Below are 24,564 nucleotides of genomic sequence, written 5' to 3' on the forward strand. Positions count from 1 at the left end.
CTGATAAAACCAGTTGGAGCGGCGTTGAACCCATCGCGAGTCAAGCCCGCTCCCACAGGGATCACGAGTGTCCTTGTGGGAGCGGGCTTGACCCGCGATTGCCGCGACTCGGTTCCTGCAGGTTGCAGATAACATTCTGTTCCGTGAGCATCCCATGCCCCAACCGCGTCCCTACAAAGTTGCACTCAACGGCTACGGCCGCATCGGTCGTTGCGTCCTGCGCGCACTCTTTGAACGGGGGGCCAGCGCGGGCTTCGAGATCGTTGCACTGAACGACCTGGCCGATCAGGCCAGCCTCGAATACCTGACACGCTTCGACTCCACCCACGGGCGCTTTCCCGGTGAGGTCAGGGTCGACGGCGATTGTCTGCATATCAATGGCGACTGCGTCAAAGTACTGCGCAGCGCCACCCCCGAAGGCATCGACTGGGCCGCGCTCGACGTCGACCTGGTGCTCGAATGCTCCGGGGCCTACAACACCCGCGCCGACGGCCAGCGTTTCCTCGACGCCGGCGCACCACGGGTGCTGTTTTCCCAGCCGATGGCCAGCGAGGCGGATGTCGACGCCACCGTTGTCTACGGCATCAACCAGGATTGCCTTGAAGGCGGCGAACGGCTGGTATCCAACGCCTCCTGCACCACCAACTGCGGCGTGCCGCTGCTGCGTGTGCTCGACCAGGCCTTCGGCATCGAGTACGTGCAGATCACCACCATCCACTCGGCAATGAACGACCAGCCGGTGATCGATGCCTACCACCACGAAGACCTGCGCCGCACCCGTTCGGCGTTCCAGTCGGTGATTCCGGTGTCCACCGGGCTCGCACGGGGTATCGAACGCCTGCTGCCGGAACTTGCCGGGCGAATCCAGGCCAAAGCGGTACGCGTGCCGACGGTGAACGTGTCGTGCCTGGACATCACCCTGCAGACCGCCCGCGATACCACTGCGGCCGAAGTCAACCAGGTGCTGCGTGAAGCGGCCCTGAGTGGCCCGCTCAAGGGGTTGCTGGCCTACACCGAACTGCCCCACGCCAGCTGTGATTTCAACCATGACCCACATTCGGCCATCGTCGATGCCAGCCAGACCCGCGTTTGCGGCCCCCGCCTGGTGAACCTGCTGGCCTGGTTCGACAACGAATGGGGGTTCGCCAACCGCATGCTCGACGTCGCCGAACATTTTCTGCGCGTCGTGGACTCAACCAGCACCACTCGCAAACAGCCCTGAAGGACTGCATTCATGACCGTTTTGAAGATGACCGACCTCGATCTGCAAGGTAAGCGCGTACTGATCCGCGAAGACCTCAACGTGCCTGTGAAGGACGGTGTGGTCAGCAGCGACGCGCGCATCCTGGCCTCGCTGCCGACCATCAAGCTGGCCCTGGAGAAGGGCGCGGCCGTGATGGTCTGCTCGCACCTGGGGCGCCCGACCGAAGGCGAGTTCTCGGCCGAGAACAGCCTCAAGCCGGTGGCCGACTACCTGAGCAAGGCGCTGGGCCGTGAGGTGCCGCTGGTGGCCGACTACCTGGGCGGCGTGGACGTGAAGGCCGGCGACATCGTGCTGTTCGAGAACGTGCGCTTCAACAAGGGCGAGAAAAAGAACGCCGACGAACTGGCCCAGCAATACGCCGCCCTGTGCGACGTGTTCGTGATGGACGCCTTCGGTACCGCCCACCGTGCCGAGGGCTCGACCCACGGCGTGGCCAAGTTCGCCAAGGTCGCCGCTGCCGGTCCGCTGCTGGCCGCCGAACTGGATGCACTGGGCAAGGCCCTGAAGGCCCCGGCCAAGCCGATGGCCGCCATCGTCGCCGGTTCCAAGGTATCGACCAAGCTGGACGTGCTCAACAGCCTGAGCCAGGTGTGCGACCTGCTGATCGTCGGTGGCGGCATCGCCAACACCTTCCTGGCCGCTGCCGGCCACCCGGTGGGCAAGTCGCTGTACGAAGCCGACCTGATCGACACCGCCAAGGCCATCGCGGCCAAGGTCAACGTGCCGCTGCCGGTGGACGTGGTGGTGGCCAAGGAATTTGCCGAAAGCGCCACGGCTACCGTCAAGCTGGTGGGCGAGGTGGCCGAGGACGACATGATCCTGGACATCGGCCCGCAGACCGCCGAACAGTTCGCCGAGCTGCTGAAGTCGTCCAAGACCATCCTGTGGAACGGCCCGGTGGGCGTGTTCGAGTTCGACCAGTTCGGCAACGGCACCAGGACCCTGGCCAAGGCCATCGCCGACAGCGCCGCGTTCTCGATTGCCGGCGGTGGCGACACCCTGGCGGCCATCGACAAATATGGCGTGGCCAGCCAGATCTCCTACATTTCTACCGGTGGCGGTGCATTCCTCGAGTTCGTCGAGGGCAAGGTGCTGCCGGCGGTGGACGTGCTGGAACAACGGGCCAAGGCCTGACTCGCTCAGCCTGGCAAAGGGAGTGTGGCCTGATGGTCAAGCGGTTGCCTGTGTTTATCCTGGCCGGTCTGCTCAGCGCCTGCGCTGGCAGCCCGGAGCCTGCGGCGGATGCCCCCGGCAAGCCGAAGGGCGGTTGCTACCAGTCGCAGTGGCAGGCAGAGACCGTGCCGGTGATCAACAAGAGGCTCGGCCCGGACGGGCTGGAGAAGTATGACGAGGAACACCAGCGCCAGGCCCCGGGTTGCCCTTGATCGGTTCGAGGCAACCTGTTGGCCGGTTCGTGGTCTTCTAGAGGATATTCGATGAAAAGCGTTGTAGCCCTGATGGCCCTGGTTCTGATGGCAGGTTGCGCAAGCCTCAAGCCAACCCCGGCCCCGACCGACAACTGGACCCGCTGGGTCTGTGACAGTCAGGCCGAGGTGCTGTGGCGGTTTGCCGATGCCAGCCAGGAAGAGGTGGATGTACGCCTTGGTGGCGGCGATCAGGTCTACCGGCTCAAGCCGGAGCCCGGTGCGTCGGGTGCGCTGTACAGCGATGGCGTGCTGGCCCTGCACACCAAGGGTGATGAAGGCCTGGTGTACTGGGTAGCGACCAACGATTTGATAGGGCGGGGCTGCAAGGCACCGTGACTGGCCGGGCCGACCGCTGTCGGCCCACACTACTTGAATAGCAACCGCCGCTGCGGCAGGCTTGCACGAAAAACGACGCTTGTCGGGAGAGAGATACACAATGGCACTCATTAGCATGCGCCAGATGCTGGACCACGCCGCCGAGTTCGGCTACGGCGTTCCGGCTTTCAACGTCAACAACCTCGAGCAAATGCGCGCCATCATGGAAGCCGCCGACAAGACCGACTCCCCGGTGATTGTCCAGGCCTCGGCCGGTGCCCGCAAATACGCCGGTGCGCCGTTCCTGCGCCACCTGATCCTGGCGGCGATCGAAGAATTCCCGCACATCCCGGTGTGCATGCACCAGGACCACGGCACCAGCCCTGACGTGTGCCAGCGTTCGATCCAGCTGGGCTTCAGCTCGGTGATGATGGACGGCTCGCTGGGCGAAGACGGCAAGACCCCGACCGACTACGACTACAACGTGCGTGTCACCCAGCAGACCGTGGCCATGGCCCACGCCTGCGGCGTTTCGGTAGAGGGCGAGCTGGGCTGCCTGGGTTCGCTGGAAACCGGCATGGCCGGTGAAGAAGACGGCATCGGCGCCGAAGGCGTGCTGGATCACAGCCAGATGCTGACCGACCCTGAAGAAGCTGCCGATTTCGTCAAGCGTACCCAGGTCGATGCCCTGGCCATCGCCATCGGCACCAGCCACGGCGCCTACAAGTTCACCAAGCCGCCTACCGGCGACGTGCTGGCGATCGACCGCATCAAGGAGATCCACAAGCGCATCCCCAACACTCACCTGGTGATGCACGGTTCGTCTTCGGTGCCGCAGGAGTGGCTGGCGATCATCAACCAGTACGGTGGCGACATCAAGGAAACCTACGGCGTGCCGGTTGAAGAAATCGTCGAAGGCATCAAGTACGGCGTGCGCAAGGTCAACATCGACACCGACCTGCGCCTGGCGTCCACCGGTGCCATGCGTCGCCTGATGGCCACCAACCCGAGCGAGTTCGACCCGCGCAAGTTCTTCGGTGAAACCGTCAAGGCCATGCGCGACGTGTGCATCGCCCGCTACGAAGCCTTCGGCACCGCCGGCAACGCCTCGAAGATCAAGCCGATCTCCCTCGAAGCGATGTTCCAGCGCTATGCCAAGGGCGAGCTGGCCGCCAAGGTCAACTAAGCCTGGTTGGTTGTACGAAAAACCCGCAGCGATGCGGGTTTTTTTATGCCCGTGCGGCCTGCTTCACCGGCCGGAACCGGGGGTTTTCGGTTGCGGGGCCGCCACGGACACCGGATCTGGCCCAACGCGACAGACCGTTAGTCGGGCAACACTTTGTTTATACCGATGATGCCAATGTGCTGACTTCAGATTTGTTTCAGCCAGGTCTAGAGTAAAGCCTCAAGTTCCATCCGGAATCTGGCGTCGTTACACAAGAGAAGCAGCATGGATTGCGCGCACCCTCACACTCACGACAGCGGTTCGGTTTTACTGATCGTCGATGACTACCCGGAAAACCTGATCAGCCTGCAAGCCTTGCTTGCGCGTGAGGACTGGCATGTGCTGACCGCAAGCTCCGGTACCGAAGCCCTGAGCACGCTGCTCGAGCATGAGGTGGACCTGGTGCTGCTGGATGTGCAGATGCCCGGTATGGACGGCTTCGAAGTCGCGCGCCTGATGCGCGGCAGCCAGCGCACCTGCCTGACCCCGATCATCTTCCTGACCGCCAATGAACAGTCCCAGGCGGCCGTGCTCAAGGGCTATGCCAGTGGCGCGGTGGACTACCTGTTCAAGCCATTCGACCCGCACATTCTCAAGCCCAAGGTCCAGGCCCTGCTCGACCAGCAGCGCAACCGGCGTGCCTTGCAGCGCCTGAGCCGCGACCTGGAGGCCGAGCGCGCATTCAACGCCTCGGTTCTGGACAACGCCGCCGAAGGCATCCTGGTGGTGGCCGAGGACGGTCGCATCCGCTTTGCCAACCCGGCCATCTCGCGCCTGCTCCAGGCCCCGGTGGAGCAATTGCAGGGCGCAGACCTGCTGGGCTTCGTGCAGTCGCCCGTGCCAACCCGGTGGCGCGACTCGGCGTTCTACCAGGCCTACCAGGAGCGCGATATCTACCGCCTGCACGACGCCGTGCTGCTCACCGCCTCCGGGTTGCCGCTGCCGGTGGCGTTGTCGTGCGCGGCGCTGCCCGGCGAGCAGCGGGCGATGGTGGTGACGGTGCTGGATATGTCGGTGGTGCGCAACCTGCACCAGCAGCTGGAGTTCCAGGCCGTGACCGACCCGCTGACCGGGCTGCTCAACCGCCGCGGGTTCTGCCAGGCCGCCGAAGCTGCGCTGCTGCGCAGCGAGCATTCCGACAAGGCCCAGGCCCTGATGTACATGGACCTTGACGGTTTCAAACGGATCAACGACTCGCTCGGCCATGCGGCCGGCGACCGCGTGCTGCACTGGGTGGGCGAACAGCTCAAGGAATGCCTGGGCGCCTACGCGATCCTCGGGCGCATGGGCGGCGACGAGTTCACGGCCTTGCTCGATACCCTGGAATACCCGGAGCAGGCGGCGCGCTTTGCCGAAAAGCTGATCGAGCGCATGTCCATCTGCCAGCAGATCGACGGCCTGGAGGTGACGCTTGGCGTGAGCATCGGCATCGCCACCTACTCCGATTGCGGGCCGCACCTGGACGGCCTGCTGCGTGCGGCGGACGCGGCCATGTATGCCGCCAAGCAGGCCGGCCGCCAGCAGTACCGCTACTACGACCAGGAGCTCAACGGTCGTGCTCGCTCGCGCCTGATGCTCGAAGACAGTGTGCGCGATGCGATCGAGCGGCACGACTTCAGCCTGGTGTATCAGCCGCAGGTGGCGTTTGCCGATGGTCGCCTGCGCGGGTTCGAGGCGTTGTTGCGCTGGCAGCACCCCAGTGTCGGCGATGTGCCGCCGGGGTTGTTCCTGCCGTTGCTGGAGGAGGCCAGGCTGGTCTCGCGGCTGGCCAGCTGGATCTACACCCAGGGTGCGGCGCAGCGGCGCGCCTGGGAGGCGCGGTTCGAGCCGGACCTGGTGCTGAGCATCAGCCTCAGCCGCGTGCAGTTCGCCATGCCCAACCTGGTCGAGGAACTGGGGCGGGTGATCGCCAGCCATGGCCTGCGCCCGGCCCAGCTTGAGGTGGAGGTGGCGGAAACCTCGCTGGCCGCCAACCTCGACATTGCGCTGCGTCAGTTGCGCAGGCTGCGCGAGCTGGGCGTGCGAGTGGCGCTGGACGATTTCGGCGCGGGAGAGTGCTCGCTGCGCCTGCTGCGCGACCTGCCCATCGACACGCTCAAGCTCGACCGGCACCTGGTGGCGCGCCTGCCCGGTTCGGCGGCGGACGCGGCGCTGGTCCGCAGTGTCATCGGCCTGTGCCGCGACTATGGCGTGTGTGTGGTGGCCGAGGGCGTCGAGACGCGGGAGCAGGCGCAGTGGCTGCAGGCAAACGGTTGCGCCTATGCCCAGGGCTTCCTGGTGGCACGGCCCCTGACGGCGCAGCGCGCCGGTGATTTCCCGGCTTTTTTCGACTGGCGCAACGAGGCGGCCGGGGAATTGAGTACACTGACGCCTTTGCCTGCAATGCCCCGTGCCCATGACCGTACTCAAGTACCTGCAAGCCTATCCGCCTGCCCTGCAAGACCAGGTGCGCCAGATGATTGCCCAGAACCGTCTGGGTGACTACCTGCGCCAGCGCTACCCCGAGCGCCATGCGGTACAGAGCGACAAGGCGCTGTATGCCTATGCCCAGGCCCTGAAGCAGGAGCACCTGCGCAATGCGCCGAACCTGGACAAGGTGCTGTTCGACAATCGCCTCGATCTCACCCACCGCGCGCTGGGCCTGCACACCGCGGTATCGCGCGTGCAGGGCGGCAAGCTCAAGGCCAAGAAGGAAATCCGCATCGCCTCGCTGTTCAAGGACGCGGCGCCGCAGTTTCTGAAGATGATCGTGGTGCACGAACTGGCGCACCTCAAGGAGAGCGACCACAACAAGGCGTTCTACCAACTCTGCGAATACATGCAGCCGGGCTACCATCAACTGGAGTTCGACCTGCGCATCTACCTGACCTGGCGCGACCTGTCCGGCGCCCAGTGAGCGAAAGGGAATTGCCAATGGAAGTGAGCAAGACCAAGACCAGTTTCTATCGTCGCCTGTACGTGGCGTGGCTGATCGACAGCCGTACCGCCAGCAGCGTGCCGGCGCTGATGGAGGCCACCGGCATGCCGCGGCGCACGGCGCAGGACACCATCGCGGCGCTGGCCGACCTGGACATCGTGTGCGAGTTCGAGCAGCAGGAAGGTGCGCGCAACCATGCCGGGCATTACCGGATACGTGACTGGGGCGCGATCGACAAGCAGTGGATCACCCAGCATCTGCGCAGTATCCGCCAGGTGCTGGGCTACCCCTGAAGCCCCTCCGCCGGCAAGCCCGGCCCCTGCACCAACCCCTGTAGGAGCCGGCCTTGCCGGCGAAGCGTCTAGCCCCGGCGCATGCCGATGTGCGGGATGCCATCCTCCAGATACGCCTCCCCGGCCACCTCGAACCCGTGCCGAGCATAGTAGGCCTGCAGGTGCGCCTGTGCGGACAGGTACACCGGCACCCCTGGCCAGTGCTTCTCGGCCTGTGCCAGCCCCTGCACCATCAGTGCATGCCCCAGCCCCTCGCCCCGCGCCGACGGCGCAATCACCACCCGCCCGATCACCACGTCGCCGCCCTGTGACTCGGGGTCCAGCAGACGCAGGTACGCCACCAGCTCGCCATCGCGCCAGGCCATCAGGTGGCAGGTGTCGCCCTCCAGGTCCTGGCCATCGGTTTCCAGGTACGGGCATTTCTGCTCCACCACGAACACCTCGATGCGCAGCGTCAGCAGCGCGTACAGCTGTTGCTTGCCAAGGTCGGTGTGATGCTTGCAGATCCAGTCGATGATCATCGCGTTTCTCTCCTGTGTAATGCCCCGATCATAACCACGCCGAGCACCTCAGGGCGAAGGTCGCGAATTGCCATGGATCAAGTCGGCGCGGAATCGGCAAAAATAGAGGCAATTAGCTATCACCTGGCACTGCCCGATACCGGAATCTTTGTGTAATCTGGCCGTGCAGCCTAGCTTTGCGCCAACAGAAATCTCATGCCATTCAACAAGAACGCGGACCCGATCCGCTAAGGGATTTGAGCATGCGGCCACTGCTTCGAGCCTTGGGTTTGCTTGGATTGCTGCTCTGTGCCCAGTCGGCCCAGGCCGAAAAACTGCGGCTGGTGGCCGATGCCTGGCCCCCCTTCACCGACGCCCGCCTACCCAGGGGCGGGCTGGCCACCGCCCTTGTCACCACCGCCCTGGAGCGTGCCGGGTTTGCCAGCGAGTTCGAGCAGGCGCCGTGGGCGCGCGCGCTGCGGGGCATCGGCGAGGGCCGCTACGATGTGCTGATCAACGCCTGGCAGAGCGATGCGCGTACCCGCATCGGGGCCTTCTCCCAGGGCTACCTGAGCAACCGCGTGCGGCTGCTCAAGCGCAAGGGCGACGTACTGCGTTTCGATACCCTGAGCGATCTCTACCCGCACGCCATCGCGGTGGTGCGCGACTATGCCTATGCGGCCGAATTCGACAATGATGGGCGTCTGCAGAAGGTGCCGGTGCGCGACTTTTCGGTGGCGGTGGGCATGCTGGCTGCCGGGCGGGTGCGCCTGACCCTGGAGGACGAATACGTGGCGCGCTACTACCTGCAGCGTGAAAGCGCGGACGTGCGCAACCGCGTGCAGTTCTTCGGCAAGCCGGTGAGCGAGAACAGCCTGCACATCCTGGTCAGCCTCAGGCATCCGCAGCATGCCCAGATCGTGGCCGGCTTCGACAAGGCCATCGCCGCCATGAAGGCCGATGGCAGCTATGCCCGGTTGCTCAAGGACTACGGCCTGTAGTCAGGCCGGGGTGTCCTTGATCAGGTGCGCGGCCAGGGTGCGCAGCGGGCCCAGCTGGCGGCAGATCAGTGCCAGCTGGGTCTGCACCAGGCGCTGGTTCTCGTCCATTTCCTCGGGCATCTGCTCAAGGCTCGCCGCCAGGGCTTCCTCGGCGTCGCTGTGGATCGCCACCGGGGTCTTGCTGGCAAGGCCAGTGGCGATTTCGTCGAGGCTGGCGGCCAGGCTGGCACCCGCGCCGTCGATCAACTGCTCGTGGGCTTCGGGTGCCAGTGCGCTGTCACGGTGTGCACCCAGCCCGGAGAGGTAGCTGAGCAGGGTGTGCGAGAGCACCAGGAAGCGAAAGCCCACGTCGGCCTCTTTGCGAAAATGCCCCGGCTCCATGAGCATGTTGGCCAGCGTGGTCGACAGCGCCGCGTCGGCGTTGTGCGCGTTGCGCCGGGCCAGGCGGTAGGCCAGGTCGTCGCTCTTGCCCTGGGCGTACTGCTGCATGATCTGGCGCAGGTAGGTGCTGTTGCAGCTCAGGGTGTTGGCCAGCACCTTGTTCAGCCGACGGCCCTGCCAGTCGGGCAGGAACAGGAACACCGCCAGGATCGCGATCAGGCTGCCCACCAGGGTGTCGAACAGGCGCGGCAGGAACAGACCGTAGCCGTCGCCGATCTGGTTGAAGCAGAACAGCACCATCAGCGTGATCGCCGCCGTGGCCAGGGTGTAGCGGGTGGTGCGGTTGACGAAGAACACCACCCCGGCGGCCACCGCGAACAGCGACTGGATGATCGCGCTGGGGAACAGGTCGAACAGCGCCCAGCCCACGGTCAGGCCGATGGCGGTGCCGATGATCCGCTGCACCAGCTTGCGCCGGGTGGCGCCATAGCTGGGCTGGCACACGAACAGCGTGGTGAGGATGATCCAGTAGCCCTGGGTGGGGTGGATCAGGTGCACCATGCCGTAGCCGATCGACAGCGCCAGCGGCAGGCGCAGGGCGTGGCGAAAGATCAGCGAGGTCGGCGTGAGGTGCTGGCGCAGGCGGCTCCACACATCCTTGAGGCTGCGCGGCGAACGGTCGAGCAGGCTCGAGTCGCTGTTGTCGGCCAGGTTGTCGGGGTTGCTGGCATCGCCGAGCAGGCGGTCGAGGGTTGCCAGGTTCGCCGCCAGCGCCCGCAGCGAGCGCAGCAGGCCACGCCAGGCCGGGTTGCTCTGGATGCGCAGGTGCTCGAGCGAGGCGTGCAGGTCTTCCAGTGCGGCGGCGAAGCTGGTGTCGTAGACGAACGGCTGGCGCAGCTGGATCGACTCGGACAACTGCACGCACGCCTTGCCCTGCTGGCGCAGCAGGCGTTGGCAGCGAAACAGCACGTCGCTGTGGAAGAACGCCTCGGTGAGAGCGTTGTAGGGGTAGTGCGAGGAACTGGCGCGCTCGTGGATGTCCTGGGCCAGAAAGTACAGCTTCAGGTAGCGGCTCACCTTGGAGCCGGGGCGGCCATTGCCCACGCGGTGCAGGATGATTTCCTTGGCGGCGTTGAGGGCGGCCACCACCTTGCCGTTCTGCTGGGCCAGTTCCAGGCGGCGGGCCTCCACGTCCAGCTGGCGGATGGGCTCGAACAGGGTGGCCTTGAGCTTGAGGTAGCGGCCCAGTTCGCGAAACAGCCGCGCCAGACTCTGCTGCACCGGCTGGTTGGAGAACAGCGCCTGCCACAGCACCGACAGCAATCCGTACCAGGCGGCGCCTGCCACCAGCAGCAAAGGCTCGTGCCAGAAGTCGGTGACCTGGCCGCCGCGCTGGTCCACGCCGATCATGGTGTACACCGACAGGATCAGTGTGGCCGAGGCGATGGCGCCGTAGCGCTCGCCCAGCGCGCCGAGCATGGTCAGCGCGAACGCCGCCAGCGCCAGGGCGCAGCCGAAGAGGATCGGGTAGGGGAACAGCAGCTCCACCGACAGCGCAGCGACGGTGAAGCACACCAGGGTCACGGCCAGGGCGTTGAGCCGGCCCTGCCAGCTGTCGTCGGTCTCGGCCAGGGCGCTGGCGATGATGCCCAGGAACAGCGGGATCAGCAGCCCCATCTCGTCCTGGTACCAGCACAGCGCCATGCTGCCGGTCAGCGCGATCAATACCCGGATGCTGTAGCTGAACTTGTCCAGGGCCCACAAACGACGCAGCGAGTGACGCAAGGAAGACGATGACATGATAGGGCGGCAGGCCTGCTTGGCGATGATCGAAATTGAGCCGGTCACGGTGGCAGCGAACTGTCACCGTGGTCACGTACCAGCAAAATTTGTTCCGTGATGCGCGATTCTAACGCGAAGGTTAGACGAACTGCGCGGCCGCGTAGGCCGATGCCCAGGCCCACTGGAAATTGAACCCGCCCAGGTGCCCGCTGACGTCCAGCACTTCGCCCACGAAATACAGGCCGGGGCTTTTCAGCGACTCCAGGGTCTTGGACGACACTTCGCGGGTGTCGACCCCGCCCAGGGTGACTTCGGCGGTGCGGTAGCCCTCGGTGCCGGCCGGCACCACCTGCCAGGCCGCCAGTTTGTCGGCGACCTCGGCCAGTTCGGCCGGGGTGTACTGCTTCATCGGCCGGGACACGAACCAGTGCTCGGCCAGCAGGTTGGCCATCTTCTTGGTGAAGACCTCGCCAAGCAGGGTCTTGAGTTCGCTGTTGGGGCGTTCGGCCTGTTGCTGTTGCAGCCAGGCGAGGGCGTCATGCTCGGGCAGCAGGTTGATCTCGACGCTGTCGCCGCTGTGCCAGAACGACGACACCTGCAGGATCGCCGGGCCGCTGAGGCCGCGGTGGGTGAACAGCAGGTTCTCGCGAAAGCTGGTGCCGTTGCAGCTGGCCACGCAGTCCACCGAGGTGCCCGACAGCTCGGTGCACATGGCCTTGAGCTGCGGCTCGGTGATGGTGAAGGGCACCAGCCCGGCGCGGGTCGGCAGCAGGGTGTGGCCGAACTGGCGGGCCACCTGGTAGCCGAAACCGGTGGCGCCCAGGGTCGGGATCGACAGGCCGCCGGTGGCGATCACCAGCGACTGGCATTGCAGCGTGCCCATGCTGGTTTCGAGCAAGTAGCCTTGCTCGAGCTTTTCGATCTGCTCGATGCGCGTGTCCATGCGCAGCTCGGCGCCGGCGCTCTGGAGCTCGCTGAGCAGCATGTCGAGGATGTCGCTGGACTTGTTGTCGCAGAACAGTTGGCCGAGTTTTTTCTCGTGATAGGGCACGGCGTGCTTGCCGACCATCTCGATGAAGTCCCACTGGGTGTAGCGGGCCAGGGCCGACTTGCAGAAGTGCGGGTTGTGCGAGAGGAAGTTGGCCGGCTCGGTGTACAGGTTGGTGAAGTTGCAGCGCCCGCCACCGGACATCAGGATCTTCTTGCCGGGCTTGTTGGCATGGTCCAGCAGCAGCACCTGGCGGCCGCGGTTGGCGGCGTGGATGGCGCACATCAGGCCGGCGGCGCCAGCGCCGATGATGATCACTTCGGTGGAACGCACTGCAAAATCCTCAAATAGGTGTTGAAGCTATCGCGGGTCAAGCCCGCTCCCACAGGAGGTACGCAAGTCCTTGTGGGAGCGGGCTTGACCCGCGATGAGGCCCTGATAGGCGATAACGGACTCAGACGATGCGAACCCGCAGCGAGCGCCCCTTGATCTTGCCGCTGTTGAGCCGCTGCAGCGCCTGCTTGGCCACGCCGCGTTCCACCGCCACGAAGGCCTGGAAATCGAAGATCGCGATCTTGCCCACCTGGGTGCCCGGGATGCCGGCATCACCGGTCAGCGCACCCAGGATGTCGCCCGGCCGCAGCTTGTCCTTGCGCCCGGCACCGATGCACAGCGTGCTCATGGTCGGCACCAGCGGGCCGCCGGCCTGGGGCTTGAGGCTGTCGATCTGCTCCCAGCGCAGGGGCGCCTTCTGCAGCTGCTCGATGGCCTGGGCGCGGTGCGCTTCGGACGGGGCCACCAGGCTCGCCGCCAGGCCCTTCTCGCCGGCACGCCCGGTACGGCCCACGCGGTGCACGTGAATTTCCGAGTCCCGCGCCAGCTCCACGTTGATGACCATGTCCAGCGCGTCGATATCCAGCCCGCGCGCGGCCACGTCGGTGGCCACCAGCACCGAGGTGCTGCGGTTGGCGAACAGGGTCAGCACCTGGTCACGGTCGCGCTGCTCCAGGTCGCCATGCAGCGACTCGGCGGCGATGCCTTTGGCCTTGAGGTGATCGACCACTTCCTGGCACTGCTGCTTGGTGAAGCAGAACGCCACGCACGACTGCGGACGAAAGTGCGCCAGCAGGGTAGTCACCGCGTCCATGCGCTGCTCGGGCGAGATCTCGTAGAAGCGCTGCTCGATCTGCGTGTCGGCATGCAGCGACTCGGCCTTGACCTGCTGCGGGTTGCGCATGAATGCGGCCGACAGCTGCTTGATGCCGGCCGGGTAGGTGGCCGAGAACAGCAGGGTCTGGCGACGCTCCGGGGTTTGCCCGAGGATGTCGGCGATGGCGTCGTAGAAGCCCATGTCGAGCATGCGGTCGGCTTCGTCGAGCACCAGGGTGTTGAGCCCGTCGAGCACCAGGGTGCCCTTGCGCAGGTGCTGCTGCACGCGGCCTGGGGTGCCGACGATGATGTGCGCGCCGTGTTCCAGCGAGGCGATCTGCGGGCCCAGGGACACGCCGCCGCACAGGGTCAGGATCTTGATGTTGTCTTCGGAGCGGGCCAGACGGCGCAGCTCCTTGGCCACCTGGTCGGCCAGCTCGCGGGTGGGGCACAGCACCAGGGCCTGGCAGCCGAAGTAGCGCGGGTTGATCGGGTTGAGCAGGCCGATGCCGAACGCGGCAGTCTTGCCGCTGCCGGTCTTGGCCTGGGCGATCAGGTCCATGCCCTTGAGGATCACCGGCAGGCTCTGGGCCTGGATCGGGGTCATCTGGGCGTAGCCGAGGGCGTCCAGGTTGGCCAGCATGGCGGCGGACAGCGGCAAGGTGGCGAATTCGGTGGCAATGGTGGTCACGAGGCGGGCCTGCAAAACAAAATGTCGCGCAGTGTACCAGCCTCGTGGCCATTAGCCCTAAGCCTCGATCTCCGGTTCCGGACGACGGGCACGCCTTCCGTCCGCCCTGGACAGCTGCATGAAGATCGCCGCCGCCAGCATCGACATCAGGCCGATGGTCAGGAAGGTCAGCTGGAACGCGCCCAGCGTGGTCTCCACCCCATCGCCGCTGCCAGCGCCGGTAAAGCCGCCCAGCAGTGCGCCAGCGCAGGCCACACCCAGGCTCAGCGAGAGCTGCGCCACCACCGACAGCAGGCTGTTGCCGCTGCTGGCGCTGGCGTCGTCCAGGTCGATCAGGGTCACGGTGTTCATCGCCGTGAACTGCAGCGAGTTCACCGCCCCCAGCAGCCCCAGTTGCACCAGCAGCAGGGCATACGGGGTGTGTTCGTTGACCAGCCCCAGGCTGCACAGCAGCACGCCCAGCAGCAGGGTGTTGCCGGTGAGGATGGTGCGGTAGCCCAGGCGCTCGATCAGCGGCCGGGCGATGGACTTGGCGACCATCGCCGAGGCGGCCAGCGGGATCATGCTCATGCCGGCCTGGGACGGCGAATAGCCCAGCGCCACCTGCAGCAGCAACGGCACCAGAAACGGCAGTGCGCCGCTGCCCAGGCGGGCGAACAGGTTGCCGAGGATGCCCACCGAGAAGGTGCGGGTGCGAAACAGCCGGGGCGAGAACAGCGGGTTGTCGATGCTGCCGGCGCGCAGCCAGTAGGCGGCCAGGCACGCCATGCCGGCGAACAGCAGCAGCATCACGCGCAGGTGCGGCAGGTGCAGCTCGCCCAGGCCCTCCATGGCGATGGTGATCAGCACCATCGCGGCGCCGAACAGCACAAAGCCCACGCCGTCGAAGCGTGTGCGCTCGGAGCCGCGCAGGTCGGGGATGAACTTCCACACCGCATAGCAGCCCAGCGCGCCGACCGGCAGGTTGAGCAGGAAGATCCAGTGCCAGCTCAGGTACTCCACCAGCCAGCCGCCCATGGTCGGGCCCAGCAGCGGGCCGAGCAGGCCGGGGATGGTGATGAAGCTCATGATGCGCACCAGTTCGGTGCGCGGGTAGGCGCGCAGCACCACCAGGCGCCCCACCGGCAGCATCAGCGCGCCGCCCAGGCCCTGGATCACGCGGGCGCCGACCAGCATGCCGAGGCTGTTGGACAGTGCACACAGCAGCGAGCCGATGCTGAACAGCAGGATCGCGCTGAAGAAGATGCGCTTGGTGCCGAAGCGGTCGGCGATCCAGCCCGAGGCCGGGATCAGCAGGGCCACGGTGAGCATGTAGGCGATGATCACCGACTGCATGCGCAGCGGGTTTTCCGCCAGGTCGCGGGCCATGGCCGGCAGCGCGGTGTTGAGGATGGTGCCGTCCAGCGACTGCATGAAGAAGGCGATGGCCACTACCCAGGGAATCCAGCGGGCGGTGACGGGGTCCAGCGGGGTGCGGTTGGGCATGCTCTATGTCCTTGAGGGCCCCTTCGCGGGCAAGTCGAAGCGTCGAACCGCAGCTCCCACAGGGGCGGCGGTGATCCCTGTGGGAGCGGGCTTGACCCGCGATGGCGGCATCACAATGTCAGCGTCAGGCGTTTGACCAGCGCCCCCGGCAAATGGCTCGAACTGGTCTGGCGCTGTCCGTAGGTGCTGGTCGACAGGATCAGCTCGCGCTCGGTCGTGAGCGCCTCCAGCTGCGAGCCGAGCAGGCTGTATACGCTGTCGTCGAAGCGCATGGTGCTGACCGGCGCTTGGATCTGACCGTCCTCGACCCAGAATGTCGCAAAGCGCGTCAGCCCGGTCATGCGCGCCGCCGGCAGGTCGGAGTAGTTCAGGTACCACAGGTTGCTGATGTACAGCCCCGTACCCAGCCTGGCGAGCACCTCATCCAGCGCCAGCTCGCCGGCGGCCAGGCTCAAGGCGCTCGGCCACTCGTGGGCCTCGGCGCCATTGGCGACCTGCTCGAACTCGGCGGCGCTGCGCGCATTGGTCAGCTGTTCGCGCGCCCGCCCTGCGTCCACCAGCTGCACGTCGCTGCGTGGGTAGCCTTCGCCGGAGAACGCCGGGCTCAGCGAGCCGCTGACCTGTTCGGTGATGTTCACCAGCGGGCTCAATGCCGCATCGCCGGCATACAGGCGTTGCAGCGGGCTGTCCTTGCTGGCGATGGCCTGCGCCGAAAAACCGCCCCAGCACAGCATGCCCATGATCTCGTCCATCGCTGCCGGTGCCAGGTAGGCGCGGTACTGGCCGGGGGCGAGGGTCTTGAGTGGACGACCCAGGTACTCCAGCTGCTCGCGGGCCTGGGCCAGGCGCCGGGCGAACGCGGCATTGTCCCACACCTGCCCGGCGTAGTTGGCCTTCACCGCCTGGCCGTTGGCGTGGAACAGGCTGAAGTCGAAATTGAAGCTGTTGGCCTGATGCCAGCCAGAGGCGCCGAACGAACTGGCAAAGCCGCGACTGATAGGCCCGGCGGCATAGATGCCCACCAGGTCCAGCGCGCCGGCGCCGTGTTCGATCTGCTCGAGCACCCGTGCGGTATCCGGCAGCGGGCCGTCCTGTACCTGATGGCTGTGCCAGGCACTATCGTTGAGCAACAGGTACGGGTCGGCAGGGATCAGTGGCAGGATCTGGCGCAGCTCGGCCAGTGCCTGGTGCAGGCGCTCGCGGTCCAGCGCCTGCTCGCCGCTGAGGGTCAGGTGCAGGTCGGCCTGGCGACCGTCGGCAATCAGCTTCAGGCTCGCGCCGGCCTGTTGCACGTCGCCGGCCTGGCGCACCCTGGCATGGTTGAATCGGATGAATTGCGACTGCTCGGCGCTGTAGCTCAGGGTGAACTGTTCGGGGGCGCGCACGTTGTCGCGCAGCCATGCGACCAGGTCCTGGAAGTTGTGCAAAGGGCTGGCGGCCATCAGGCGTCTCCTCCGAATACGTCGATCTGGCTGAACACGCAGGCCGGCGAGGCATGGCCCACGCGCACCACCTGGTTGGGTTCGCCCTTGCCGCAGTTGGGCGTGCCGAGCACCTGGAAGGTACTGGCGTCGCCCACGGCGCTGAGGTTGCGCCAGAAACCGGCGGAAATACCGCGGTAGTTGGGGTTCTTGACCACGCCCTTGAGTTCGCCGTGCTCGATCAACTGGCCCCATTCGCAGCCGAACTGGAACTTGTTGCGCGCATCGTCGATGGACCACGAGCGGTTGGTGCGCATCAGGATGCCGTGCTCGATGCCGCCGATCAGTTGCGCCAGGGACTTGTCGCCCGGCTCGATGTTGAGGTTGGCCATGCGGTCGATCGGTGCGCGGTTCCAGCCGCAGGCGCGGCTGTTGGCCACGCCGTCCAGGCCCGAGCGGAACTGTGACAGCGCACCGCCCAGCGGGCGCACCAGTACACCCTCGCGAATCAGGAACTGCTTGTGGGCCGGGGTGCCGTCGTCATCGTGCGCGTAGCTGGCCAGCTCTTCGGGGATGGCCGGGTCGAAGGTCACGTTGAGCAGTGCCGAGCCGTACTGCAGGTGGCCGAAGTCCTGGGCCTTGATGAAGCTGGTGCCGGCGTAGTTGCGCTCGTCGCCCAGGATGCGGTCCATCTCCAGCGGGTGGCCGATGGACTCGTGGATCTGCAGCATCATCTGGTCGGGCATCAGCAGCAGGTCGCGTACCCCGCTCGGGGTGTTGGGCGCCAGCAGCAGTTGCAGGGCCTGGTCGGCCACCTGGGCCCCGGCACCGAGCAGGCCGCAGCGCTCGATCACATCCACGCCGCCCTGCTGGCCGAAGTTCTCGCGGCCCAGGCTGCGGCTCTGGCTGTCGCTGCCGTCGAAGGCGGTGACGCTCATGCCGGGGAACACGAAGCGTTGCGCCTGGCGCAGTTCGGCGCCGGCACTGTTGAGGTAGATCTGCTCGACCGTGCTCAGGCCCAGGCTGGCCTGCCAGTTCACCAGGCGCGAATCGCCCGGCACACTGGCCGATTCGCGGGCCAGCAGTTCATAGCAGTCGGCCAGGGCCGGGAAGGTGCTGTTGAGGTTGGGCGAGCAGTAGTCGGCGCGGGCGCTGGACACCGGTTGCTCGCGCAGGTCGAGCAGGGCGTGGCGCGCGATCTGGCGGGCCAGCGCCTCGGCCTGGTCGAGGGCGCGTTGCAGGCCGGCCTGGGACAGGTCGGCGGTGGCCGCGTAGGCCTCCACGCCGTTGACGCGCACGGTGAGCATCGCGCCCTGGTCGCGGGTCAGGCTGGGTGGTTCGGCGATGTTCTTGCGCACCGACAGGTGCTGGTGGGCTTCCTGCACATAGCGCAGGGAGAAAAACTCGGCGCCGCTGTTCAGGCCAGCGAAACGCTGGCGCAGCGGCGCGGTGAAATCGAACATGCGCGAACCTCCGGGTGACGGTGGTTCCCCCTCAGAACCACTCCTCGTGCATGCCCGGGCAGGTATCGTCGCGGGCCTCGAGCAATGCGAGGTCATTATGGCAGGCCGGTACTTCCCAGGTGAGGAAAAACCGTGCGGCCTGCAACTTGCCCCGATAGAACCCGGTATCGGCCGGGTTGCCGCGGGCCAGGCCCTGTTCGGCGCGAATCGCCTGCTCCAGCCAGCGCCAGCCGATCACGCAGTGACCGAAGGCCTTGAGGTACAGCGCCGAGTTGGCCAGGGCGCTGTTGACCTGGCCTGTGGACAACTCGCCAAGCAGGCCCAGGGTCACGTGCTGCAGGCGGCTGAGCAGTTGTTCCAGCGGCTCGCGCAACGGGTCCAGGCGGGTGTAGGCATGGGCCTGGGCGCAGGTGCCGGCGATCAGGCGTACCAGTTGCTTGAGGCCGGCGCCACCGTGCTGGGCCAGCTTGCGCCCGAGCAGGTCGAGTGACTGGATGCCGTGGGTGCCTTCGTGGATCGGGTTCAGGCGGTTGTCGCGGTAGTACTGCTCTACCGGGTAATCGCGGGTGTAGCCGTGGCCACCGAGGATCTGGATCGCCAGCTCATTGGCCTTGAGGCAGAACTCGGACGGCCACGATTTGACGATCGGGGTCAGCAGGTCGAGCAGTTGCTGGGCCTGCTGGCGCTCGTCTTCGGTGGCGGCGGTATGGCTGTCGTCGAACAGCCGGGCGGCGTACAGGCCCAGGTCGAAGGCGCCTTCGACGTAGGCTTTCTGGGTCAGCAGCATGCGTTTCACATCGCTGTGCTGGATGATCGGCACGGCGGCGGTGGCGGGGTTCTTGTTGTCGGGCAGGCGGCCTTGCGGGCGCTGGCGGGCGTAGTCCAGCGAGTACAGGTAGCCGGCGTAGCCGAGCATCACCGCGCCCATGCCCACGCCGATGCGCGCCTCGTTCATCATCTGGAACATGCAGGCCAGGCCCTGGTGCGGCTGGCCGATCAGGTAGCCGACGCACTGGCCGTTGTCGCCGAAGTTGAGTGCGGTGGAGGTGGTGCCGCGCCAGCCCATCTTGTGGAACAGGCCGGCCAGCACCACATCGTTGCGCTGGCCCAGGCTGGCGTCCGGGTTGACCAGGAACTTGGGCACGATGAACAGCGAAATGCCCTTTACCCCGGGTGGTGCGTCGGGGAGTTTGGCCAGCACCAGGTGCACGATGTTCTCGGACAGCGTGTGATCGCCCCCGGAGATGAAGATCTTGTTGCCCTTGAGGCGGAAGCTGCCGTCGGCGGCGGGTTCGGCGCGGGTGCGGATATCGGCCAGCGAGCTGCCGGCGTGGGGTTCGGTGAGGGCCATGGTGCCAAAGAAGCGGCCCTCGATCATCGGTTGCAGGAACAGGCGCTTTTGCTCGTCGGTGCCGAAGTTCTCGATCAGGTTGGCGGCGCCCATGGTCAGGAACGGGTAGGCGGTGGTGCCGGCGTTGGCGGCCTGAAAGTGGGCGAAGCAGGCTTGCGAGAGCAGGGTGGGCAACTGCATGCCGCCGGCCTCGAAGTCGCGGTTGGCGTTGAGAAATCCGGCGTCGAGGAAGGCGTCGACGGCAGGTTTGACCTCGGGGATGAGGATGGCCTGGCCGTTCTCGAAGCGTGGCTCGTGCTCGTCGCCCTTGCGGTTGTGCGGGGCGAAGTATTTTTCGGCCAGGGTGCGAGCGGTGTGCAGCGCGGCGTCGAAGGTTTCGCGGCTGTGCTCGGCGAAGCGTGGGCGTTGGGTGAGGGCCTCGGCGTCGAGCACTTCGTAGAGTTCGAAGGCCAGGTTGCGGGCGCTGAGCAGGGTGTCGGACATGGCGGCCATACCTTGGTGGGGATGGGGCCGAGTCTAGGCATGCGGGCGGGAGGTGGACAGGTTAATAGGTGGGGGTGATGAGGGGTCAGAACCGTTGTCAGGTGTGTGTCCGCAAAAAAAATCGCGGGCCAGGCCGTCCCCCACAAGAATCTGCATCGATCCTGTGGGGGCGGGCCTGACCCGCGATTGGCAACGCCTCGGTGGTTAGCCGATGGTCATCAGGCTGGCATTGCCGCCCGCTGCGGCGGTGTTCACGCTCAACGCACGCTCGATCACCAGGCGCTCCAGCGCAATCGCGGTTTCACCCGACGACAAGCCCTGCACACCCACGATCGCACCGGCACGCTTGGCCACCTGCTCGCATACTGCGCGCAGCTGGTCCGAATGGCCGTGATGCAGCACCGCGTCGAACACCACCTCGTCCTTGGCCCAGTCGCTCACCAGCTTGATGCGCGCCTGCACATCCTTCGGCAAGCGCCCACGCAAGGCCTTGCCCGGCTCGCCGTCGACGAACACTGCCGAGCTGCCCACCGCCAGTACCGCTGCCAGTTGAGTCAGCAGATCAGCCTCCGACTCGGCCAGGCACAGCACGTGCTCGCGCGGCAGGATGGTGTAGCTGTTGCGCTCGCCGGTCGGGCCGTTGAGCAGGCGGGTGACGCCGCTCTGCGACTGCTGCGCGAACTGCTCGCACAGCTGCGCCAGTTCGGCCTGCTGGTTGCTGCCGGCCCACGCCTTGAGCGATTGCAGCGGCTTGAGCAACTGCTCGCGCAGACGCACGTCCGGGGCAGTACCGGCGTCGCTGCGCTGGAACGACTGCTCGATGGCATCGGCCGGGCGCGTGGACAGCAAACGGTACAGGTACAGCGGGCCACCGGCCTTGGGGCCGGTACCCGACAGGCCTTCACCACCGAACGGCTGCACGCCGACCACGGCGCCGACGATGTTGCGGTTGACGTAGACGTTGCCGGCATGGACGTTGTCGATCACCTTGGCGATGGTCTCGTCGATGCGGGTGTGCACGCCCAGGGTCAGGCCGTAGCCGGATGCATTGATCTGCTCGATCAACTGGTCGAGGTGCTTGCGGTTGTAGCGCACCACGTGCAGGACGGGGCCGAAGATCTCACGCTGCAGTTCATCGAAGCTTTCCAGCTCGATCAGGGTCGGCATCACGAAGGTGCCGCGCTTGATCTCTTCACCGTCGGCAATGGCCACCTGATACACGTTGCGACCCTTGTCGCGCATGCCCTGGATGTGTTTTTCGATGCCAGCCTTGGCCTCGGCGTCGATCACCGGGCCGATGTCCACGCTCAGGCGCTCCGGGTTGCCCAGGCGGCTTTCGGCCATGGCGCCCTTGAGCATCTCGATCACGCGGTCGGCCGAGTCTTCCTGCAGGCACAGCACGCGCAGGGCCGAGCAACGCTGGCCGGCGCTGTCGAAGGCCGAGGAGACCACGTCGATGACCACCTGCTCGGTCAGCGCCGAGGAGTCGACAATCATCGCGTTCTGGCCACCGGTTTCGGCGATCAGCGGGATCGGACGGCCCTGGCTGTCCAGGCGGCCGGCAATGTTGCGTTGCAGCAGGCGCGCCACTTCGGTGGAACCGGTGAACATCACGCCTTTGACCCGGTCATCGCCTACCAGGCGCGCACCGACGGTCTCGCCACGGCCCGGCAGCAGTTGCACCACGCCTTGCGGGATGCCGGCCTCGAGCAGCAGGCGCACGGCCTGGGCGGCCACCAGCGGGGTCTGCTCGGCAGGCTTGGCCAGTACCGGGTTGCCGGCAGCGAGCGCTGCAGCCACCTGGCCACTGAAGATCGCCAGCGGGAAGTTCCACGGGCTGATGCACACCACCGGGCCCAGCGGGCGGTGGGCGTCGTTGCTGAAGTCGTTGCGTGCCTGCACCGCGTAGTAGCGCAGGAAGTCGACCGCTTCGCGCACCTCGGCGATGGCGTTGGCGTAGGTCTTGCCGGCTTCGCGGGCCAGCAGGCCCATCAGCGGCTGGATCTCGCCTTCCATCAGGTCGGCGGCACGTTCCAGGATCGCGGCACGCTCGGCCGGCGGGGTGGCCTGCCAGATCGGTGCGGCGTTGAGTGCGCACTGGATGGCGTTGTCGGCGTCCTCGACGGTGGCTTCCTGCACGTGGCCGACCACGTCACGGTGGTCGGACGGGTTCAGCACCGGTGCGGCAGCTTCGTCGCTGGACGCGCAACCGAGCATCGGCTCGGCCTTCCAGTCGTTGTGCGCGGTGGCCAGCAGGGCGCACGACAGCGAGGCCAGGCGGTGTTCGTTGGCCATGTCGATGCCGCTGGAGTTGGCGCGCTCGGCACCGTACAGGTCACGCGGCAACGGGATGCGCGGGTGCGGCAGGCCGAAGCCGCCTTCCTGGGTGGCCATGCGCTCGATGGTCGCGACCGGGTCGGCCACCAGTTCCTGGATCGAGATCGACTGGTCGGCGATACGGTTGACGAACGAGGTGTTGGCGCCGTTTTCCAGCAGGCGACGCACCAGGTAGGCCAGCAGCGTTTCGTGGGTGCCGACCGGGGCGTACACGCGGCACGGACGGTTCAGCTTGCCGTCGGCCACCTTGCCCACCACCTGTTCGTACAGCGGCTCGCCCATGCCGTGCAGGCACTGGAACTCGTACTGGCCCGGGTAGTAGTTCTGCCCGGCGATATGGTAGATGGCCGACAGGGTGTGGGCGTTGTGGGTGGCGAACTGCGGGTAGATGGCTTCGGGCACCGACAGCAGCTTGCGGGCGCAGGCGATGTAGGAGACGTCGGTGTACACCTTGCGGGTGTACACCGGGTAGCCTTCCAGGCCTTCGACCTGGGCGCGCTTGATCTCGCTGTCCCAGTACGCGCCCTTTACCAGGCGGATCATCAGGCGGTGACGGCTGCGGCGTGCCAGGTCGATGACGTAGTCGATCACGTAAGGGCAGCGCTTCTGGTAGGCCTGGATCACGAAGCCGATGCCGTTCCAGCCGCTCAACTGCGGCTCGAAGCACAGGCGTTCGAGCAGGTCCAGCGACAGCTCCAGGCGGTCGGCCTCTTCGGCGTCGATGTTCAGGCCGATGTCGTACTGCTTGGCCAGCAGGGTCAGCGACAGCAGGCGCGGGTACAGCTCGTCCATCACGCGCTCGTACTGGGCGCGGCTGTAGCGCGGGTGCAGGGCCGAGAGCTTGATCGAGATGCCCGGGCCTTCATAGATGCCGCGGCCATGGGAGGCCTTGCCGAGGGCGTGGATGGCCTGCTCGTAGGAGGCCAGGTATTTCTGCGCGTCGTGCTCGGTGAGCGCGGCTTCACCGAGCATGTCGTAGGAGTAGCGGAAACCCTTGGCTTCGAACTTGCTGGCATTGGCCAGGGCTTCGGCAATGGTCTCGCCGGTGACGAACTGCTCGCCCATCAGGCGCATGGCCATGTCGACGCCCTTGCGGATCATCGGCTCGCCGCTCTTGCCGATGATGCGGCTGAGCGAGGAGGTGAGGCCGGATTCGTTGTGCGTGGACACCAGTTTGCCGGTCAGCAGCAGGCCCCAGGTGGCGGCGTTGACGAACAGCGACGGGCTGTTGCCCAGGTGCGGCTGCCAGTTGCCGGTGCTGATCTTGTCGCGGATCAACGCATCGCGGGTGCCCTTGTCGGGAATGCGCAGCAGCGCTTCGGCCAGGCACATCAGCGCCACGCCTTCCTGGGACGACAGCGAGAACTCCTGCAGCAGGCCCTGGACGATGCCGGCGCGGCCGCTGGCGCTCTTCTGGTTGCGCAGCTTTTCGGCAATGCCGGCGGCCAGCTTGTGGGTGGCCTCGGCCATGGGCGCGGGCAGGCGTGCCTGCTCCAGCAGCATCGGCACCACTTCCGGTTCCGGACGACGGTAGGCGGCGGTGATCGAGGCACGCAGCACCGACTGCGGCAGGATGCTCTCGGCGAACTCGAGGAAGCACTGGTGCGAGTGGTCGGCCTGCACATCGCCGGCGTCGTCGCTCTGATTGCCGGGCTGACCGCTGAGTTCGGTCAGGGTGGCGCCACCCTCGAGCTTCTCCAGGTAGTTGAAGATCGCCTGCTTGATCAACCAGTGCGGGGTGCGGTCGATGGACTGCGCAGCCGTTTTCAGTCGCTCGCGGGTAGGGTCGTCGAGTTTGACCCCAAGGGTGGTCGTCGCCATTTCTTATCCTCATTATTGCCACTGGGCCGTGGCTAAGCTGGCGCCAAGATTAGCCGGGCGCCTTTGTGGGTGCAACCTAGTGCAACCCAAATAATCGCGTTGAGGAGTGCAACTCGTCCGGTGGCTAAAACCCCACAGCATAAATGGCTGTTCAAGGTGCATTTGCTTATGTAAACGGCGGTTTTTGCTCCCAAATGGAGCAAAAACACGTTGTTATGCGAAATATCCGACCAGGTGCAACTTGACTGAAGAAACTGGTTGCACCTTGTT

The 24,564-nt window shown here is 66.1% G+C and carries 17 protein-coding genes and 1 pseudogene; 9 read left to right on the forward strand and 9 right to left on the reverse strand.

The annotated features are described in order from the left end of the window. Positions 1-154: 154 nt before the first annotated feature. The 8 genes and pseudogenes from epd (at position 155) to QMX96_RS18765 (ending at position 7,441) form a co-directional block, all read left to right on the forward strand. On the forward strand, positions 155-1,222 hold the full coding sequence (gene epd / locus QMX96_RS18730; protein ID WP_043863599.1) for an erythrose-4-phosphate dehydrogenase: 1,068 nt from the start codon (positions 155-157) through the stop codon (positions 1,220-1,222). Between the two features lie 12 nt (positions 1,223-1,234). Next, on the forward strand, positions 1,235-2,398 hold the full coding sequence (locus tag QMX96_RS18735; RefSeq protein WP_043863598.1) for a phosphoglycerate kinase: 1,164 nt from the start codon (positions 1,235-1,237) through the stop codon (positions 2,396-2,398). Between the two features lie 32 nt (positions 2,399-2,430). Further along, complete coding sequence (locus QMX96_RS18740) at positions 2,431-2,649, forward strand: hypothetical protein (protein WP_043863597.1); 219 nt, start codon at positions 2,431-2,433, stop codon at positions 2,647-2,649. A gap of 51 nt (positions 2,650-2,700) precedes the next feature. After that, a complete protein-coding gene (locus QMX96_RS18745) occupies positions 2,701-3,027 on the forward strand; it encodes an MliC family protein (protein WP_043863596.1) in 327 nt (108 codons plus the stop codon). Positions 3,028-3,127: 100 nt separating this feature from the next. After that, positions 3,128-4,192, forward strand: a complete 1,065-nt coding sequence (gene fba, locus QMX96_RS18750; protein ID WP_043863595.1) for a class II fructose-bisphosphate aldolase — start codon at positions 3,128-3,130, stop codon at positions 4,190-4,192. A 264-nt stretch (positions 4,193-4,456) separates the two neighbouring features. Next, positions 4,457-6,565, forward strand: a pseudogene (locus QMX96_RS18755) (EAL domain-containing protein); the annotation flags it as partial. Positions 6,566-6,626: 61 nt separating this feature from the next. Then, the gene (locus QMX96_RS18760; RefSeq protein ID WP_043863594.1) at positions 6,627-7,127 is read left to right on the forward strand and encodes a M48 family metallopeptidase; all 501 of its coding nucleotides are present in this window, start codon (positions 6,627-6,629) and stop codon (positions 7,125-7,127) included. Positions 7,128-7,144: 17 nt separating this feature from the next. Next, positions 7,145-7,441 (forward strand): winged helix-turn-helix domain-containing protein, encoded by a 297-nt coding sequence (locus tag QMX96_RS18765; RefSeq protein ID WP_043863593.1) that lies wholly within the window; start codon positions 7,145-7,147, stop codon positions 7,439-7,441. Positions 7,442-7,509: 68 nt separating this feature from the next. Here the strand turns inward: QMX96_RS18765 and QMX96_RS18770 are convergent, their stop codons facing one another. Continuing rightward, positions 7,510-7,962, reverse strand: coding sequence for a GNAT family N-acetyltransferase (locus QMX96_RS18770; RefSeq protein ID WP_282362211.1), 453 nt, complete (start codon positions 7,960-7,962; stop codon positions 7,510-7,512). 242 nt (positions 7,963-8,204) lie between these two features. Here QMX96_RS18770 and QMX96_RS18775 point away from each other — a divergent pair, with 242 nt between their 5' ends. Next, positions 8,205-8,942 (forward strand): transporter substrate-binding domain-containing protein, encoded by a 738-nt coding sequence (locus QMX96_RS18775; protein WP_213606800.1) that lies wholly within the window; start codon positions 8,205-8,207, stop codon positions 8,940-8,942. Here the strand turns inward: QMX96_RS18775 and yccS are convergent, their stop codons facing one another. From yccS to putA, 8 genes are all read right to left on the reverse strand, one after another. Further along, positions 8,943-11,123: a YccS family putative transporter gene (yccS, locus tag QMX96_RS18780; protein WP_043863622.1), complete on the reverse strand. Its 2,181-nt coding sequence runs from the start codon at positions 11,121-11,123 to the stop codon at positions 8,943-8,945. 121 nt (positions 11,124-11,244) lie between these two features. After that, entirely contained in the window at positions 11,245-12,426 is a 1,182-nt protein-coding gene (locus QMX96_RS18785) for an NAD(P)/FAD-dependent oxidoreductase (protein ID WP_282362212.1), read from the reverse strand. Between the two features lie 121 nt (positions 12,427-12,547). Further along, positions 12,548-13,885, reverse strand: a complete 1,338-nt coding sequence (dbpA, locus tag QMX96_RS18790; protein WP_229589801.1) for an ATP-dependent RNA helicase DbpA — start codon at positions 13,883-13,885, stop codon at positions 12,548-12,550. A gap of 105 nt (positions 13,886-13,990) precedes the next feature. After that, positions 13,991-15,418 carry a multidrug transporter subunit MdtD gene (gene mdtD / locus QMX96_RS18795; RefSeq protein ID WP_043863589.1) on the reverse strand — a complete coding sequence of 476 codons (1,428 nt, stop codon included), beginning with the start codon at positions 15,416-15,418 and terminating at the stop codon, positions 13,991-13,993. Positions 15,419-15,528: 110 nt separating this feature from the next. Then, positions 15,529-16,860 (reverse strand): TldD/PmbA family protein, encoded by a 1,332-nt coding sequence (locus QMX96_RS18800; RefSeq protein ID WP_282362213.1) that lies wholly within the window; start codon positions 16,858-16,860, stop codon positions 15,529-15,531. After that, positions 16,860-18,302 carry a TldD/PmbA family protein gene (locus tag QMX96_RS18805; protein ID WP_196933008.1) on the reverse strand — a complete coding sequence of 481 codons (1,443 nt, stop codon included), beginning with the start codon at positions 18,300-18,302 and terminating at the stop codon, positions 16,860-16,862. The genes QMX96_RS18800 and QMX96_RS18805 overlap by 1 nt, the downstream gene beginning before the upstream one ends. A 31-nt stretch (positions 18,303-18,333) precedes the next feature. Continuing rightward, entirely contained in the window at positions 18,334-20,136 is a 1,803-nt protein-coding gene (locus tag QMX96_RS18810) for an acyl-CoA dehydrogenase (protein WP_282362214.1), read from the reverse strand. A 204-nt stretch (positions 20,137-20,340) separates the two neighbouring features. Continuing rightward, positions 20,341-24,294, reverse strand: a complete 3,954-nt coding sequence (putA, locus tag QMX96_RS18815) for a trifunctional transcriptional regulator/proline dehydrogenase/L-glutamate gamma-semialdehyde dehydrogenase (RefSeq protein WP_282362215.1) — start codon at positions 24,292-24,294, stop codon at positions 20,341-20,343. Positions 24,295-24,564: the final 270 nt, after the last annotated feature.

It is taken from the genome of Pseudomonas sp. PS01300 (assembly GCF_029960155.1).
GTDB lineage: Bacteria > Pseudomonadota > Gammaproteobacteria > Pseudomonadales > Pseudomonadaceae > Aquipseudomonas > Aquipseudomonas palmensis.